Source organism: Micromonospora sp. WMMB235 (assembly GCF_001855515.1).
GTDB lineage: Bacteria > Actinomycetota > Actinomycetes > Mycobacteriales > Micromonosporaceae > Micromonospora > Micromonospora aurantiaca.
Genome location: NZ_MDRX01000001.1, coordinates 435323 through 452477, shown reverse-complemented (window position 1 = coordinate 452477; position 17155 = coordinate 435323). Strand labels below are relative to the sequence as shown.

13 protein-coding genes are annotated in these 17155 nt (G+C 73.7%); 6 read left to right on the top strand and 7 right to left on the bottom strand.

Features of this window, described 5'->3' with window-relative positions:
* The first annotated feature begins 49 nt into the window (after positions 1-49).
* The 4 genes from BFV98_RS01750 (at position 50) to BFV98_RS01735 (ending at position 2899) form a co-directional block, all read left to right on the top strand.
* A complete protein-coding gene (locus BFV98_RS01750) occupies positions 50-862 on the top strand; it encodes a hypothetical protein (RefSeq protein ID WP_236619277.1) in 813 nt (270 codons plus the stop codon).
* Positions 863-903: 41 nt separating this feature from the next.
* Entirely contained in the window at positions 904-1092 is a 189-nt protein-coding gene (locus tag BFV98_RS32975) for a hypothetical protein (RefSeq protein WP_030268462.1), read from the top strand.
* 33 nt (positions 1093-1125) lie between these two features.
* Complete coding sequence (locus BFV98_RS01740; RefSeq protein ID WP_030268460.1) at positions 1126-1599, top strand: hypothetical protein; 474 nt, start codon at positions 1126-1128, stop codon at positions 1597-1599.
* 79 nt (positions 1600-1678) lie between these two features.
* Positions 1679-2899 (top strand): MFS transporter, encoded by a 1221-nt coding sequence (locus tag BFV98_RS01735; protein WP_013286845.1) that lies wholly within the window; start codon positions 1679-1681, stop codon positions 2897-2899.
* Here the strand turns inward: BFV98_RS01735 and BFV98_RS01730 are convergent.
* Positions 2827-5601 carry a LuxR family transcriptional regulator gene (locus BFV98_RS01730; RefSeq protein ID WP_071094574.1) on the bottom strand — a complete coding sequence of 925 codons (2775 nt, stop codon included), beginning with the start codon at positions 5599-5601 and terminating at the stop codon, positions 2827-2829. The two genes, BFV98_RS01735 and BFV98_RS01730, sit on opposite strands and share 73 nt — an antisense overlap.
* Positions 5602-5795: 194 nt before the next feature.
* Here BFV98_RS01730 and BFV98_RS01725 point away from each other — a divergent pair, with 194 nt between their 5' ends.
* Positions 5796-6317, top strand: a complete 522-nt coding sequence (locus BFV98_RS01725) for an RICIN domain-containing protein (RefSeq protein ID WP_013286848.1) — start codon at positions 5796-5798, stop codon at positions 6315-6317.
* A gap of 53 nt (positions 6318-6370) precedes the next feature.
* On the opposite strand, the gene BFV98_RS01720 is transcribed toward BFV98_RS01725, so the two are convergent.
* The 4 genes from BFV98_RS01720 to BFV98_RS01705 all read right to left on the bottom strand — a co-directional run bounded on the left by BFV98_RS01720 (position 6371) and on the right by BFV98_RS01705 (position 12814).
* Positions 6371-8575, bottom strand: a complete 2205-nt coding sequence (locus BFV98_RS01720) for a carbohydrate-binding module family 20 domain-containing protein (RefSeq protein WP_071094572.1) — start codon at positions 8573-8575, stop codon at positions 6371-6373.
* Positions 8576-8943: 368 nt separating this feature from the next.
* Positions 8944-11220, bottom strand: a complete 2277-nt coding sequence (gene katG, locus BFV98_RS01715; protein ID WP_013286850.1) for a catalase/peroxidase HPI — start codon at positions 11218-11220, stop codon at positions 8944-8946.
* 23 nt (positions 11221-11243) lie between these two features.
* Complete coding sequence (locus tag BFV98_RS01710) at positions 11244-11672, bottom strand: Fur family transcriptional regulator (RefSeq protein WP_013286851.1); 429 nt, start codon at positions 11670-11672, stop codon at positions 11244-11246.
* 140 nt (positions 11673-11812) lie between these two features.
* Positions 11813-12814 (bottom strand): glycoside hydrolase family 11 protein, encoded by a 1002-nt coding sequence (locus tag BFV98_RS01705; protein ID WP_013286852.1) that lies wholly within the window; start codon positions 12812-12814, stop codon positions 11813-11815.
* A gap of 525 nt (positions 12815-13339) precedes the next feature.
* Here BFV98_RS01705 and BFV98_RS01700 point away from each other — a divergent pair.
* Positions 13340-14923 carry a ricin-type beta-trefoil lectin domain protein gene (locus BFV98_RS01700; RefSeq protein WP_071094570.1) on the top strand — a complete coding sequence of 528 codons (1584 nt, stop codon included), beginning with the start codon at positions 13340-13342 and terminating at the stop codon, positions 14921-14923.
* 31 nt (positions 14924-14954) lie between these two features.
* On the opposite strand, the gene BFV98_RS01695 is transcribed toward BFV98_RS01700, so the two are convergent.
* The gene (locus tag BFV98_RS01695) at positions 14955-15434 is read right to left on the bottom strand and encodes a hypothetical protein (RefSeq protein WP_071094568.1); all 480 of its coding nucleotides are present in this window, start codon (positions 15432-15434) and stop codon (positions 14955-14957) included.
* Between the two features lie 45 nt (positions 15435-15479).
* Complete coding sequence (locus BFV98_RS01690) at positions 15480-17132, bottom strand: class I adenylate-forming enzyme family protein (protein ID WP_083395217.1); 1653 nt, start codon at positions 17130-17132, stop codon at positions 15480-15482.
* Between the last annotated feature and the right edge of the window lie 23 nt (positions 17133-17155).

Sequence of the window (17155 nt, the reverse complement as noted above, 5' to 3'; positions counted from 1 at the left end):
CCCGCGTACGGGGCAGCGCGGCCCCCGGCTCGTCGGTAACGTCGGCGCGGTGAGCCGGACACGCAGCGCCACCGAGCCGACACCTCCGTCCCGTCACCGATGGGTCCGGTGGACGCTCGCGGTGCTCCTCCTCGCGTCGGCGGGGTGCGGGAGGGGGTTCGGGGAGGAGAGCGGCGACGCGCTGGCGCGTGACACCGCGGCGGCGGAGGCGAAGCAGCTCAACACGGAGCTGGGTCACCGCAACCGGGCGCGGGACGCCGGGTCGATCGCAGCGGCCGAGATCGTCCAGGAGCCGACGGACGCCGCGTCCGGCGGCGGTGCGACAGTCCGGCGGGAGGCGCTGGCCTGGTCCGGGCGCACCGCCGGGAACGAGCGGGCCACCGTCGACGTGCGGTTCGTGGTGACGGTGCCGGAGCAGCCGCCGGTGTCGATCGGTGGCGCGAGCAACAGCGCCGGTGAGGCCACGCGCTGCTACCGCTACGAGTTCGAGCTCTACCGCTACACGACGTACCACGAGATCGACTGTCCGAGCGGCCCCGCTCCCTCGCCGCCCACCGCCGCGCCGGTGCCGAGGGTGCCCGAGGACGGGCGGCAGCGGCTCACCGCCGTGCTGCGCACCGCCACCCCGGACACGCTTGCGGGCGCGGTGCGGGCGGCCTTCCCACAGGACTGGATCAGCGTCGACACGACAGTGCACGAGGGCGCGCTCGTCGCCGCCGTCGGCGTACCGGCCGAACGGGACTGTCTCCTGCTCGTCCGCACGCCGGCCGGGAAGATCGAGAGTCCCGGGTACGACCGGATCTGGCTGGAGCCGGGCGAGACCGGCTGCCGGACCGCCCTCTACGTGGCGCCGCCGCGCTGACGTACCGGTTTGCCGCGCGACCGCCGGGGCACCTGACGGTCATGACTGATCCGGAGCAGTTCCAGCGGCAGCAGGAGGGCGCGCTCGAGCGCGGGCAGGTGTTCCAGGACGCCGAGGGGCGGCGTACCCGGGATCCGGGCGCCGGGGCGGAGAACGCGGAGAGTGAGGCCGACCGCAACGCCGAGCACCTGGCGCGCGGCGAGGTGGGCCCGGGCGTCCCGGAGGACTGACGCGCCGGGCCGATGTCAATGTAGCGTTGACGGGTGACCCTGGACCGCCTGTCCGAGATCGCCGCGGCCCGGGTCCGGCTGGACGACCGCGAGCTGGACCTGATCGACCGGGCCCGGCATGACGGCGCCACCTGGGCCGACGTCGCGCGGGCGCTGGGCCTGGGCAGCCGGCAGGCCGCCGAGCAGCGCCGGCAACGCCTCGTGGCGGCCCGGCGGACCCGCCTGGCCCGGCTCGACCCGGGCGGCTCCCCCGAACTGCCCGTGCTGCGGGCGGCAGTCACCGACCTGCACCGCTGGATCGAGACGGACCGCGCGTGGGACGGGCGCTTCGCCCGCGCGGCGTTGACGCGCCGCACCTGCGCGCTCGCGCTGGACGCCCCCGCCGGGCCGCTGTACGCGCTGGCCGCGCACCTCGCCGACGACCTGGCCGGGGCGGGGCGGCGGCTGCCCGCTCCGGCACGCGACGCCGCCCGGCGCATCGCCGCCGCGCTGTCAACATCATATTGACGTACGCCCAAGGCATTGCCCCGGGACGGCTCAACTCCGGAGGATGTGAGTCCACCAGACTCAACCTCTCGGGGGATCCATGCGCCGCAACGCCGTCCTGTTCGTGGCCGTCTCGCTGCTGTCCGGCCTCGGCGGCAGCGCCATGGCCCTGGTCTCCGGCATCTGGATCCTCGATCTCACCGGTTCCACCGGGCTCGCCGCGCTGGCCGGGCTCTGCGTCTACGCCCCGACGCTGGCCGGACCGTGGCTCGGCGGCCTGCTCGACCGGGTGCCCCGGCGTCCCCTGGTGATCGGTGTCGACCTCGCGCTCGCCGCCGCGCTGCTGAGCCTGCTGGCGGTGCGAGGGCCCGGCGAGGCGTGGCTGATCTACGCCGTCTCGCTCGCCTACGGCATCGGCTACGTGCTCGTCGACGCCGGCGAGACCGCGTTGCTGCCCGCCGCGCTCCCCCCGGCCCGGCTGGCCGACGTCAACGGCTGGCGGTCGAGCGCACAGGAGGGCATGAAGCTGGTGGCGCCGCTGGCCGGGGCGGGCCTGTACGCGTGGCGGGGCGGGCACGTCGTCGCGGTGCTCGCCGCCGCCGTACCGGTGCTCGCGGCCGCCCTGTACGGCGCCTTGCGCCTGACGCGGACCGCCCCCGCTCCCCCGGCCGCACGCCCGGCGCGGGTGCGGGACGGCCTCGCCGCGCTGCTGGCCCGGCGGGCGGTACGCGTACCCGTGGCGCTCGCGGCGGTGTCCATCGCGATGTCCGGGTTCACCACCGCAGCGCTGTACGACGTGGTGGTGACGGACCTGGCGCTGCCGTCCACGTTCCTCGGTGTGCTGGCGAGCGCGCAGGGCGGCGGGTCACTGCTCGCCGGGCTCGTCGTCGGCCGGCTCGTCCGTCGCCACGGCGAGATCACGGTCGGTGCCGCGGGCGCGGTCCTGTTCGCCGCCGGCTGTCTGGGGCGCTGCCTGCCCTGGTGGCCGGGCACTGTGGCCGCCTCGGTCGTCGTCGGTGTGGGTCTGCCGTGGACGCTCGTCGCGGCGGTCACCGCCGTGCAGACGTACACGCCGCAGGCGATGCTCGGGCGGGTCGCCGGGACCGCGAACACCGCGATGTTCGGCCCGATCACGCTGGCCATCCCGCTCGGGTCGGCGGCGGTCGCGGTCGGCGGCCGGCCGCCGCTGGTGCTCGCCGCGGTGGCGTGCCTGGCCGCGGCACTGGCGGCGGCCGTCCGGCCGCGTCGTCAACCGGCGGCCGGCGGGCCGGACAGGTGGCGGATCAGCTCCGGCCGGGAACGCAGCCGCAGCTTCCGGTAGACGTTGCCGAGGTGGTACTCGACGGTCTTCGGTGACAGGAAGACCCGGGCCGCGATCTCCCGGTTCGTCAGGCCCTCCGCCACGTGCAGGGCGATCAGGCGTTCCTGGCCGGTCAGCCGGTCGACGGTCCGGTCGCCGGGCTCGGGCGGCCGCCGGCCGGTGGCGTCGATCTCGGTGCGGCACCGCCGCGCCCAGCCCTGTGCGCCGAGCGCCTCGAACAACCGCAGCGCGGCGTGCAACTGGACCCGCGCGTCCCGGCGACGGCGGGCCCGGCGCAGCCGCTGCCCGTAGCTCAGCAGCGTCCGGGCCCGTTCCAGCGGGACGACGGCGGGATCACACCGGGCCAGCGCCGCCGCGAAGACCTCGTCCAGGTCCGGTTCGCCGGCGAGCAGGCCCTCGACGCGCGCGGAGGCGGCGCGGGCGGCGGCACCACCCGTACCAGCCAGGTCGCGCAACCGCCGTGCCGACCGCTGCGGGTCGGACAGGTGCGCGTACGCCTCGGCCAGCTCGGCCGCGACGGGCAGCCACCCCGGTTCGGCGATGCCGCCGTCGCGCTGGGCCCGGCGGACCCGTTCCAGCTCGGTCACGGCGTCGTGCCAGCGCGCGCCCACCACCGCCGCGATCCCGGTGGCGTAGCGGAGCCGGACCTCGATCTCCCGGAACTCGCCCGGCAGGAGACGACGAGCGTCCTCGACGTGCGCGAGCGCCTCCGGCTCCTCGCCGAGCAGCGCCTCCACCAGGGCCAGCACGGCCAGCGCCTCCGCCCGCAGCACCGGAAGCGCCACCTGCTCGGCGATCCGGACCGCCTCGGCGGCGGCCTGGTACGCCGCGTGCAGCCGGCCGGTGCGCCACTCCAGCCCGGCGAGCCGGGGCAGGGCGTACGCCAGCAGGAACACGTCGTCGGTGGCGCGGGCCCGGTCGATCTCCGGTTCCAGCAGCGCACGCGCGGTGTCGTGGTCCCCGATCCAGCAGAACACCTCGGCCAGCTCCGCCGCCGAGCCGTCGGCGTGGCCGGCGCAGGCGGTGACCAGGGCACGGGCCGACGCGACCCCCTCGGGCAGCCCGGCCAGCACCTGCGCCGCGGCCAGCCGGATCGGCCCCTTCGGCCAGGTCGCGCCCGCGTCCGCGGCGGCCAGCTCGGCCACCCGCGCGCACAGCGGCACCATGCCGGTGACGTCCAGCCGCGCCCAGAACTGGTTGACGCGGGCGCTCATCAGCCGGGCCGCGCCGAGCGGATCCGCTTGCGCGTACGCCTGCGCGTCGGCCAGGTACGCCTCGGCGCCCGCCGTGTCACAGTGCTGCTGCGCCAGGTGGGCGAGCAACGGCTTGACCCGGCAACGCAGGTCGGCGCGCCGGGTCAGCCCGATCGCCTCCTCCCCCAGCGCGATCGCGTGCCGGCTCGCGCCCGCGTTGGCCCAGGCGCGGGACGCGGCGGCGAGCCGGGACGCGCGTACGTCCGGGTCCGGTGTGAGACGGGCGGACCGCTCGTACGCGCGCGCCTCGGCCACCACGCCGCCCCGGCGTTGCGCCCGCTCGGCGGAGTCGGCCAGCAACGCGGCGACGCCCTCGTCGGGCACTGTGGTGGCGGCCGCGAGATGCCAGGCCCGGCGGTCGGCGGTGTCGTCACCGGTGAGCGCCGCGGCCACCGCCAGGTGGGCGGCCCGCCGCCGGCCGGGGCCGGCGACCGAGTGCACAGCGGCGCGGGTCAGCGGGTGGCGGAACGTCACCTCGCGATCGGTCACCCGGATCAGCCCGGCGTCGACCGCCGGGTCCAGCACGCCCAGGCGCAGCCCGTCCGCCGCCAGGATCCGCTCCAGCAGCGCCGGGGTGGTGGCCTCGGTGACCGCGCAGGCGACGAGCGCGCGCCAGGTGTCGTCGGGGAGCCCACGGGCGTGCGCCAGGACGGTCATCTCGATGCGTTCGACGAGCACGAGAGGCTCCCGCAGCGGCAGCCACCCGTTGCGGTGCTCCTCGGACAGCGTCGCCGGCAGTTCGGTCAGCGCGAGCGGGTTGCCGGCGGTGGCCGCCGCCAGGTCGGCGGCGACCCGTGGGTCCAGGCCGGCGCGCATGGCGAGCCGGATCGCGTCGTCCCGCGGCAGACCGGTCAGCGGCAGCTCCGGCAGGCCGGGCGCGGGGAACGCGGGGGCGTCGCGGGCCGCGAAGACGACGGCGACCCGGTCCGCGAGCAGCCGCCGGGCGGTGAACAGCAGCGCCTCCGCCGAGGCCGGGTCGATCCAGTGCGCGTCGTCGACCAGGCAGAGCACCGGCGTGTCCTCGGCCGCCGTCGTGAGCAGGCTCAGCGTCGCCACGTACGCGGCGAGCCGGTTGACCGGACGGGAGCCGCCGCCGATGGCGAAGACGGTACGCAGCGCGTCGGCCTGCTGCGCGGGCAGATCGCCGAGCCGGTGCAGCAGCGGGCGCGCCAGTTGGTGCAGCGCGGAGAACGGCAGTTCCGCCTCGAACGGGGCGCCGGTGGCGCGCAGCACCCGCATCCCGGTGGACCGGGCGGCGCAGTGCTCCAGCAGCGCCGTCTTGCCGACGCCCGCCGCGCCGAGCACCACCAGGGCGCCGCCGTGACCGTCGACCGCGTCGGCCAGCAGCGCACCGAGCCGCCGGCACTCGTCGGCGCGCCCGAGCAGGGCGTCCCCGCCGGTGTCCGTGGCCGTGCCGACGGCACCGGCCGGCGCCGGACCACTGCCCATGACCGCACGCTAGCCGCCGGCGTCGTCCGGGCGGGCGGGCGCGACGCGAACCCGACAGGAGGCTCGCGCGGCCTCGTCGACTAGGAGGAACCCGGATCCGGTGGCCGTCGCGGATCCCTAGCGTCGTCCCCAGTCGTCCGGCCGGTGACCACCGGCGCATCCGGGACGGCGACACGACTCCGAGGGGAGACACCATGATCGGGAAGAGAGCCGCCGGGGTGCTGGCGGCGGGACTGCTCGCCACCGGGCTCGGGGTGGCGTCCGGCCCGCCGGCGCAGGCCGCGACCGGCCACTACGCCATCGTCAACTACGGCAGCGGCAAGTGCCTGGAGGTGGACCGGTCCGGCGCCCCGTCGTCGCTCGGCGGCCGGGTCGTGCAGCGCACCTGCGACGGCCAGGCCGTGCAGCGCTGGTCGCCGGTGGGCAGGGACACCTACACGTTCGTCAACCAGTTCAGCGGCATGTGCGTGGACGTCCGCAACGGGGTGAACGCCGACGGCACGCCGTTGCAGCAGTGGGCCTGCACCGGCACGTCGAGCATGAAATGGACGGTCGACCCGAACTCCTTCGCGGGGGTGCACCAGATCAAGTCGCAGATCGGCGGCCGGTGCATGGACGTGCGGGGCGGATCGGACGCCGACGGCGCGACCGTCCAGATCTACCGCTGCACCGGTTTCGGCAACCCGGCCCAGGTCTGGTCGTTCGCGGCCGTCTGACCGGCGCGGATGCGGCCCGTCCCCAGGGGTGAGGGGGACGGGCCGCACGATCGTCAGCGCCAGGTGTCGCTGACGGCCCGGGTGCCGCCGGCCGGCGTGGTGAACGTCCGGTTCGCGCCGGACTCCCAGATCACCGTGCCGTCCGGGTTCTTCTTGACGTACTTGTACTCGACAGCGGTGTTCGCGGGCAGGTCGACCGTGGCCCGCCAGACCGGATAGGCGGCGGGCGAGAGGGCGACGGCGGCGGACGGGTTCCAGCCGCCGAGCGCCGGGACGTTGCCGACCACGAACACGTTCTGTCCGTAGACGGTGGTCGCGGTGACGGAGAACGTGGTGGCCACAGCCGTGCTGACGGTGTCGCCGCGGAACGTCTCGGTCACCGCGTACGTGCCGGTGGCCGGCGTGGTGAACGTCCGGTTCGCGCCGGACTCCCAGGTGACCGCACCGGCGGTGGTCAGCTTGACGAACTTGAACTCCACGCCGGTGGACCGGGGCAGGCTGACGGTGGCGCGGTAGGTGCCGCCGCCCTGCGCGGCGAGCTTGACGCCGTTCGCGGGCGTCCACGAGCCCAGCTCGGGGATGCTGCCGACGACGTAGACGTCCTGCCCGGCGGCCAGGTTCGCGGCGACGGTGAACGTCGTGGCGATCCGGTCACCCGGGCTGACCGTGGGGGACGCGGTCGGGGAGGCCGTCGGCGACACGGTCGGGGAGGCGGTCGGGGACGGGCTGGCACCCGGCCGGGCGTTCACGTGGATCGCGACCGCGTCGTTGGCCGGGAGGGTCACTGTGGCCCGGCCGCCGGACACGGTCACCGTGGAGCCGGTGCAGCCGCTGCCGGTGGCGACGCCGGAGATGACGTCGCAGTACCGGCCGTCGGCGAGCCCGGTGACGAAGGTGGCGGTGGTGGCCGAGCCGGAGTCGTTGACGCCGATCCAGGCCCGGTCGCCCCGGTGGAAGCCGATCACGTTGCTGTTCACTGTGGTGAAGTCCGAGACGGTCTTCACCGGCCGGGCGGCGTTGGCCCAGCCGACCATGCCCTTGACGCCGGTGGTGCGGCTCAGGCAGTTCCAGGCGGCGCCGCAGGTCGTGTCGGTGACCCGTCCGGTGCCGTCGTGCGGCGGGGACTGGTTGCGGTTGGACCAGGTGAAGCTGTCGTAGACCGACGGCTTGCCGTGCGGGTAGGCCAGCGCGAAGTAGTTCGCCAGCACGTAGTCGGTGCCGTTCTTGTACGACAGCACCACACCGTCGCGCTCCAGGTCGTGGTTGGTGACCATGGCGAAGACGTTGGCGCTCGGCGCGTCGAGGTTCCAGTTCGGCACGTTCGCCAGCGCCGAGATCGAGCCCTGGAACGCCGAGCGGATGCCCTTGGCGTACGCGAAGTCGAGCACGTCGCCGTTGCCGATGTACGCCCGGGCCTGCAACGCGGGATTACTGGCGCCGTCGAAGATCTCCTGTGCGACGTACGGACGCCGGCCCTCGGCGACGGTGTTGTTCAGCTTGCCCAGGATGGCCGCGAAGTCGTCCTTGCGGATGTGCTTGACCGCGTCGACCCGGAAGCCGTCGACGCCGAGCCCGATCAGGTCGTTGAGGTAGCCCGCGATCTTGTTGCGGACCGCTTCCTTCTCGGTGTAGAGGTCGGACAGCGACAGCAGCTCGCAGCTGGTCACCTGGGCCTCGTTGTTCCAGTCGCTGATCGCGCCGCCGGTCGGGCAGTTGTCGCCGGGGCGGTGGAAGTCGCCTGCGCCGTACGGCACGGCCGGGTAGCTGTAGCCGGAGAACTCGGTGCCGGCATAGCCGCGCGTGCCGGCCGGGTTGTTGGTGCCGGCCATGTGGTTGACGACCGCGTCGACGTAGACGCGCACACCGGCGTTGTGGCACGCGGTGACCATGGCGGCGAACTGCTGGCGGTTGCCGAACCGGCTGTCCAGCTTGTACGACACCGGCTGGTACACCTCGTACCAGGGGTAGGCGCCGTCGGCGCTGGCGGGCAGCTTCACCGACTCCTGCGGCGGCGCCACCTGCACCGCGCCGTAGCCGGCCGGTCCGAGGTGGTCGGTGCAGGCGGCGGCGACCGAGTTCCAGTTCCATTCCCAGAGGTTGGCGGTCACCTCGCTGTCGTTCAGGACGACGGCGGCGCGGGCGGGGGTGGGGGTGGTGGTGGCAGCGGCGACGGCGACCGTGCCGCCGGCCGCGACGAGCGCGGTGGCGAGCAGCAGGCGACCGGCGCGGCCACGGGGGTGTGGCCTGGCGGATTGCATGGTCGGGGGACCTCTTCCGTGGGTTCGAAAGGGTGAGCGGGGGTGGGGCGGCCGTCCCGGGTAGCGAACACCATGCGCCATCCATGAAAGTCTTTGCAAGAGCTTGCGGCAAAGTTTTCGAAACCAGCAGGCAACACGAGTGGGCTCGGATTCCCGGCCACCAGCGGCGATCCACGCTGGACCGAGCGAGTCGGCGCTCGACCGAGATCCCGCTGCTCGGGACGGGACGACCCGCTTCGCGGGACGATCGCAACTTCCGAGCAGATTTTCCAGCGTTTGCGGGCCGGGTGCGCCCGGCACCCGCCGGACACGGACGAGCCCCGGTCCGTCGCGTCGCGACGGACCGGGGCTCGCTCAGATGTGACGGATCAGGCCAGGTCGAAGCGGTCCAGCTCCATGACCTTCGTCCAGGCGGCGACGAAGTCGCGGACGAACTTCTCCCGCGCGTCGTCGCTGGCGTAGACCTCGGCGAGCGCCCGCAGCTGCGAGTTGGAGCCGAAGATGAGGTCGACCGCGGTGGCGGTCCACTTCACCTGGTCGGTCGCCAGGTCGCGGATCTCGTACACGTGCTCCTCGGACTCCGCCGCCTTCCACCGGGTGCCCGGGGAGAGGAGGTTGACGAAGAAGTCGTTGGTGAGCACGCCCGGCCGGTCGGTGAGCACGCCGTGCGCGGCGCCGCCGACGTTGTTGCCGAGCGCGCGCAGGCCGCCGACCAGGACGGTCATCTCCGGCGCGGTCAGGTTCAGCATGTACGCGCGGTCGACGAGCAGCACCTCCGGCTGGGTCTTCTCGCCCGGCCGCAGGTAGTTGCGGAACCCGTCGGCGCGCGGCTCCATCACCCGGAACGACTCGACGTCGGTCTGCTCCTGCGTGGCGTCGGTACGACCCGGGTGGAACGGCACAGTCACCTCGACGCCGGCGTCGCGCGCCGCCTGCTCGACAGCGGCCGAGCCGGCCAGCACGATCAGGTCGGCGAGCGAGATCTGGGCGCCGCCGGCGGCGTTGAACTCCTGCTGGATGCCCTCCAGGGTGGCCAGCACGGTGGCGAGCTGCTCGGGCTGGTTGACCTCCCAGTTGCGCTGCGGCTCCAGCCGGATCCGCGCGCCGTTGGCGCCACCGCGCTTGTCGGTGGAGCGGTAGCTCGCGGCCGAGGCCCAGGCGGTGGAGACGAGCTGGGCGGTGGTGAGGCCGGACTCCAGCACCTTCGCCTTGAGCGCGGCGACGTCGGCGTCGTTCACCAGGTCGTGCGCGGCGGCCGGCACCGGGTCCTGCCAGAGCTGGGCCTCGGGCACCCACGGGCCGAGGAAGCGGCTGACCGGGCCCATGTCACGGTGCAGCAGCTTGTACCAGGCCTTGGCGAACGCCAGCGCGAACTCGTCCGGGTTCTCCAGGAAGCGGCGGGAGATCTTCTCGTACGCCGGGTCCACGCGCAGCGACAGGTCGGTCGTGAGCATGGTCGGCTTGTGCTTCTTCGACGGGTCGTGGGCGTCCGGGATGATCGCCTCGGCGTCCTTGGCCACCCACTGCTTGGCGCCACCGGGGCTGGTGGTCAGCTCCCACTCGTAGCCGAAGAGGATCTCGAAGAAGCGGTTGCTCCACTGGGTCGGCTTGTCGGTCCAGGTGACCTCGAGGCCGCTGGTGATCGTGTCGCCACCCTTGCCCTCGCCGTACGTGCTCAGCCAGCCCAGGCCCTGCGCCTCCAGCGGCGCGGCCTCCGGCTCGGGGCCGACGTGCCGGTCGGCGGGGCCGGCGCCGTGGGTCTTGCCGAACGTGTGGCCGCCGGCGATCAGCGCGACGGTCTCCTCGTCGTTCATCGCCATCCGGCGGAACGTCTCGCGGATGAAGTGCGCCGCGGCGAGCGGGTCGGCGTTGCCGCGCGGGCCCTCCGGGTTGACGTAGATCAGACCCATCTCGGTCGCGCCGACGCCGGCCACCATGTCCTTCTCGGAGGCGTAGCGCTCGTCGCCCAGCCAGGTGTCCTCGGGGCCCCAGAAGATCTCCTCCGGCTCCCAGACGTCCTCACGGCCGAAGCCGAAGCCGAAGGTCTTGAAGCCCATCGACTCCAGGGACACGTTGCCGGCGAGCACCAGCAGGTCGGCCCAGGAGATCTTCTGGCCGTACTTCTGCTTGACCGGCCAGAGCAGCCGGCGGGCCTTGTCCAGGTTGGCGTTGTCCGGCCAGCTGTTCAGCGGGGCGAAGCGCTGCCCGCCGTCGCCGGCGCCACCGCGGCCGTCCTCGATGCGGTAGGTGCCCGCGGCGTGCCAGCTCATCCGGATCATCAGGCCGCCGTAGTGGCCGAAATCGGCCGGCCACCAGTCCTGCGAGGTGGTGAGGACCTCGGTGATGTCCCGCTTGAGCGCCTCGACGTCGAGCTTGGCGAACTCCTTGGCGTAGCTGAACTCCGGGCCCAGCGGGTTGCCCTTGGACGAGTGGGCGTGCAGCACCGACAGGTCGAGCTGGTTGGGCCACCAGTCGCGGTTGCTGCGCGGACGACCGCCGGTCTTCGGGGTCGGCGAGTCGATCGCCGGGTTCTCGCTCTCGCTGCCGTGCGCGGTCACGGAGTCGTGCGCGACCGGGCAGCCGGCCGCCTCCTTGGCGTCCACGCCCTGCGGGCTGACGGGCCGGTTGTCCTGGGTGTCGCTCATCTGCTTCCTTCCGAACTGGCGGATCACTGGGCGGTGCGGTCGGCCGCGCAGCCGGGGCAGGTGCCCCAGTAGACGACCTCCGCCTCGTCCACCACGAAGCCGTGGTCGTCGGAGGCGGTGAGACAGGGGGCGCGGCCGACGGCGCACTCGACGTCGGCGATGGCGCCGCAGGAACGGCACACGACGTGGTGGTGGTTGTCTCCCACCCGCGACTCGTAGCGGGCCGTGGCGCCGGCCGGCTGGATGCGCCGGATCAGCCCGGCGTCGGTGAGTGCCCGGAGCACATCGTAGACCGCCTGGTGGGACACGGTGGGCTGCTCGGCGCGGACCAGGGCGATCACCGTGTCGGTGTCGACGTGCGGGTGGTCACGCAGCGCGGCCAGCACCGCCACGCGGGGCCGGGTCACCCGCAACGAGACCGCCCGGAGCTGCGTCTCGAAGTCGGCCGTCATGCGACGACCTTAGTCCGGTCTTTTGGAATGAATCAAGTTTTTGCCCAGGTGTGTCGGCCGTCACACCAGCAGGGTCCGGGCGCACGAAAACGGGGGTGCCGCGCGCCTCGCGACGCGGCACCCCCTCCCCGGAGAAGGGCTCAGGCGGCGGAACAGCTCGCCGTCGGTGTGTTGCTGTTGCCGTTCTTGTAGAGCGTGATGCCGAAGTTGTTGCCGTTGCCGTTCGGGCGCGCGGTGAGCGTGCCGCTGGTGCCGCTGATCGAGGCGTTCCAGCTGTTCTGCAGGCTCTGCCCGCCCTGGGTCTGGATGTTGACCACCCAGTTGCTGGTGCCGCTGACCGAGAAGGTCACGTTGAACCGGTCGCCCCACTCCTCGGCCCGGCTCACGCTGACCGTGCAGCCACCGTTGTTCGGCGGCGGGGTGGTCGGGTTGCCACCGCCGGTCCCGCCGATCGTGATGTTGGAGTTGCCGCTGCTCTGGTAGCCCTCGGTGGCCAGGATCTGGTAGTCGTGCGATCCGAGGTTCATGCCGTAGCGCGACCAGGCGTCGAAGTGGTTGCCGGAGGTGATGGTGCCGCCCACGCGCTTCGACTGGCGGACGCTCCAGTACTGGTAGAACGTCCGGGTGCCCTCGATCGAGGGGGCGTTGACCCGCTGGGTGCGGTAGATGTCGTACGTGCCGCCGTCGGAGGACACCGAGCCCATGTAGCCGCTGCCCGGCGGGCGCCAGCTGCCCCAGCTGTCCACGATGTAGTACTCGACGAGCGGGTTGCGCGTCCAGCCGTAGAGCGTCAGGTACGCGTTGCCGGACGGGTTGAAGCTGCCGGAGTAGCTGACCGTGCGGCGGCCGCCCGGGTTCCAGCCCTTGCCGGCGACGAAGTTGTTGATGTTGCTCCACTGGGTGCTGTACTGACCACCGTTGCCCATGGTCATGGAGACGTTGCCACTGTCCTTCCAGAAGGAATAGAAGTAGCCGTTGTTGGTGCCGGTGGAGTTCGACGTGACGGTGGTGTCGGCGTAGGCCGGACCTGACGCGACGGCCGTCGCCCCGGCGGCGATCAGCGCCACGGCGCAGGCGCCGCCGAGGACCATCCTGAGGCGTCCGCGCCTGCGGATGCCCGTACGGACGGGGGCGTCTTTCATGGACGGGTTTCCTCCCTGTGACGGCTGGCGGGCGGCCAGCTTCCGGTGGCGCGAGCCGCGGGTGCTCGCCCGCCCGCGGACGGCGGGACCGGGGCGACAGCCGCGCCACGGGTGGTGGTCGGACATCGACGTCAATCGAGATACGCCGATGGCCACAGTATTGGAGGCCCGGTTCATCCTGTCAACGAGTTCCGGAAATGTTGTGGTAACCGCCGTCCGGCCCTGAACGGCCGTTACGGCTGCCGGAAAGGGCCTCGGATCAGCATCGACATGTCGACGAAGGGCGCCCGCCCGCCATTGAAGGCGCCTGGATTCCGAAACTTTTCGGCCCTGTTCCGGATCAACACTGCCCCGGCTGCTCGGCGCGCGCGAGCGGTCGGGGCCGGGCCGGACAGTCCACATTTGACGGCTCGCCGGTCGGTCGGTTCAATGACGGCCGGACCGGAGTCGGACCCGATTCCGGCCGGGTGAACCGAGGACGTCGCGCACCCGTCCGGCGTACGTCATCACCGGAAGGACCGCCCTGTGACACCCGATGCCCCCGGCGCGCGCCCGCGGCCGCGCCGGATCCCGCGCGGCGTGGTCGCCGCCGGCGCCGCCGGGCTGGCGGCGCTGAGCCTGGTGGTCGCCGCCCTCAGCGGGAGCGTCGCCGCCGCCCGCGACGACGAGCCGGCCGCCCGGACCGTCTCCGCCGAGCACCTGACCGCGATCCGCACCGCGGCCCGGTCCTGCCCCGCGCTGACCCCGGCGCGGCTGGCCGGGCAGCTGATGGCCGAGTCGGGTCTGGACGCGCGGGCCGAGCGGACCGCGTCCGGCGGCCGGGGCCTGGCCGGGCTGGACGACGAGCGGTGGCGGACCTGGGCGCCGTGGCCGGACGCGCAGCGCACCGACAGCGCCGCCAACATCCTCGCGCTCGCCCACCACATGTGCGACCTGGCCGGGCAGGTGCGGGCGGCTGCCGTCCCCGGCGACCCGTGGCGGCTGTCGCTCGCCGCGTTCCACACCGGGTTCGAGGAGGTACGCGCCGCCGAGGGGGTGCCCTCGACGGCGGTCCCGTACGTCGACGAGGCAAGCCGGTACGCCGCCTACTACGGCCGGCAGGACGGTTTCGCCGAGACCGGCCCGGCGAACCGGGAGAGCGAACGCCGGCAGCCCAAGGCGGTCCCCGCCGCGTACGTCCGCCTCGTGGTGCGGGCCGGCTCGGTGTGCCCGCAGGTGCCGCCGGCCGCTGTCGCCGCGCAGCTGATGGCCTCCTCCGGTTTCGACCCGAACCTGCTCGGCGACGGCGGCCGCAAGGGCATCGCCCAGTTCCGGCCCGAGCTGTGGCGTGCGTACGGCCCGTCCGGCGCCTCGCCGTGGGATCCGCAGGCGGCGGTACCGGCGGCCGGCGCCACGCTCTGCGCGCTGCGGCGCGAACTGGCCGCGCTCGACGGCGACCCGGACCTGCTGGCGCTGGCGGCGTACCGCGACGGGACCGACGCCGTGCGCCACACCGGCGGCGACTTCGACGCCAGGACGCAGGAGTTCCTGCGCACGGTCCGGGAGTTCACCGACTTCTACGCCCTCGACGGCCGGCTGCGGGGCACGCCGGTGACTTCCGGCACGCCGTCGCCCGGCACCCGGACGCCGAAGCCGCCGGCCTCGTCGGCCGCGCGCCCGTCCACGTCGTCGCCGGCAGCGGGCACGTCGAAGGAGCCGGAGAAGCCGGCCGCACCGGTCCGCCCGGCCGGCGCGAAGCAACTCGTCGGCAAGGAGACCGGCCTGTGCGCCAGCGGCGGCAGCGGGGACGGCGTACGCGTCGTGCTGCGGGCCTGCCGGGAGGAGCGCTCCCAGTGGTGGACGTTCGCGTCCGACGGCAGCGTCCGGGTCGAGGGCGGCCTCTGCCTGGACGTGGCCTGGGGCGAGAAGCGCGACGGCGTACCGGTGCAGACGGCGTGGTGCAGCGGCAACCCGGCGCAGAAGTGGGAGTGGATCGAGAGCCAGGGCCGGCGGTCGCTGTTCAACCGGGCCACCGACCGCTGCCTGGACGTCGACGGGCACGCCGCGGGAGCACCGCTGAACGCCTGGACCTGCGTGTTCAACGTGAAGCAGACCTGGTCGCTGCGCTAGCCGCGCGGCCGGTCCGGCCGGCCGGACCGGATCAGGGATTCGAGCCCACGGCCAGCCCGAGCACCCCGCAGCAGGCCACGCCGACGACGGCCAGCAGGACCAGCATGACGCTGTAGTTGGACCACATGCCGAACCGGGTGACGTCGGTGCCGTAGCCGTCGTACACCCGGTTGCGCCACCCGCCGAAGCGGAACGCGAGGTGGTGCGCGGCCCCCGGCTGCACCGCGAGCGTCGTGGTGACGATCGGGACACCCATGAAGTCGGTGTACCGGACGTCGTGCGCGCCGGCCGGCACCGCGACGTGCCATGTCCCCTCGCCGGGGATGGCGACCACCTGACGGTCGATCTTGAAGCGGCTGGTCGCCGGCACGGGGATCAGGTACGGCCCGCGATTCACCGAGACGACGAGCACGCCGCAGCCGGGCGGCGGGGTGATCGGGTGCGGGTAGGCGATCAGCGGGCTGACGCCGCCGGGCATCGGCGGGTACGGCTGCGAGGGGAGGTAGGACACGGCTGGATTCTGGCACGGCCGTGCCAACCGTCGATCCCCCGCCGGTCAGCCCGCGCCGGGCGCTCCGGCGTCGGCCAGCAGCCGCTGTCGCATCAGGAACTTGCGCACCTTCCCGGTGGGCCCCATGACCACGTCGTCGTCGGGGACCGTCACCACCCGGCGCAGCGTCGCGGCCACCGCCGGCCCCAGCGCGGCCCGGACCCGGCCGGTACGGTCGGCTGCCGGATCGGCGTCGGCGGTGAGCAGGAGCAGCACGTCGGTCACAGTCGTGCCGTCCTCCCCCGCCGCCGCGAGGACGGTGCAGTCGCGGACGTCCGGGCAGTGCCGGAGGATGCGCTCCTCGGACAGCGCGGTGTACAGCCAGGTGCCGCCGCCCAGGTCGACCGCGTCGCTGGCCCGGTCGACGTGGTGGTAGTCGCCGGCCGCGTCGCGGTACATCAGGTCACCGGTCAGGTAGTAGCCGCCCAGCCGCGTCCGGTACGTGGTGACCGAGTCGTTCCAGTAGCCGAGCGCCAGCGTCGGCGACTTGAGGCCGACGTGCCCCACCTGCCCCGGCGGGACCTCCTCGCCGGTGTCCACGTCGAGCAGCGCGATCTCGGCGAACGGGTACGGCCTGCCGACGCAGCGGTCGTAGCGGTCGCTGCCCAGCCGGTGGGTGATCCGGAACGCGCCGTGCCCCATCTCGGTGGAGCCGAGCATGTCGACGAACTTGGAGCCGGGGACGTCGACCATGCCGTCGCGGGTGTACGCGGGGTGGCTGCCGACGGCGACCAGCCGGCGGACGTGCGCCTCGTGCGCGCAGTCACCGGTGTTGAACCAGTTGCGCACCGAGCTGAGGTCGCGGGTGGTCAGGTCGACCCGGGCCAGTTCCGACCAGGTCACCGCGAAGCCGAAGACGCCGGTGGGACGCCACCGCTCGATCGCGTCCAGGATCGTCTCCGCGCTGCGCTCGAACGGGCCGCCCTGCGCGGACAGGCACAGCAGCTGGTAGCCGTTGCAGAGCGCCTGGTTGAGCGTGATGATGCCGGCGGCGTGCGCGGCCGGCAGCGCGGACATCTCCCGCACCTCGCCGTACGGCCGGGACTCGGTGAGCCGGACCGCGCGGATCGCGGCGAACAGGCCGTGGTGCGAGTGGACGATCGCCGCCGGCACCCGGGTGGTGCCCGAGGAGTGGGTGATGACCACCGGTTCCTCGGGGTGGTGCCGGTGGTGCGGCGGCGCCTGCGCCGGGTCGCCGGTGCCGGTCTGCGCCGCGTCGCCGAGGATCTCCACGCCGAGGTCGTGCTCGGCCAGCGCGGCGTGGTCGGCGTCGACCACCACGCCGGCCCCGCGCAGCCGCCTGACGAACTCGGCGGCCAGCGGGACCGGCATGTTGCCGTTCATCAGCGCCGGGATCGCGCCGAGCCAGGTCAGCGCCAGGAAGTTGAGGAACACGTCGGGCGCGGAGGTCACGTACACCGCGATCGGGTCGGCCCGGCGGACGCCGCGCGCCCGGAACCAGGCGGCCCGGGCCGCGACCCGGTCGGTGAGCGTCGCCAGCGACAGCGGCGTCCAGGCGGGGATGCCGTCGACGTCGGCGTCGAACGTCACCCGCGGCATGTCCATGTCGGCGCCGTGCTCGGCCAGCCGGAGCAGCACGTTGCCCGCGCCCAGCTCCATGTCGGCCGCCAGCGTCGCCCGGAAGTTGTCGGCACCCAACGAGTGGCCTCCTCAGCTGACAC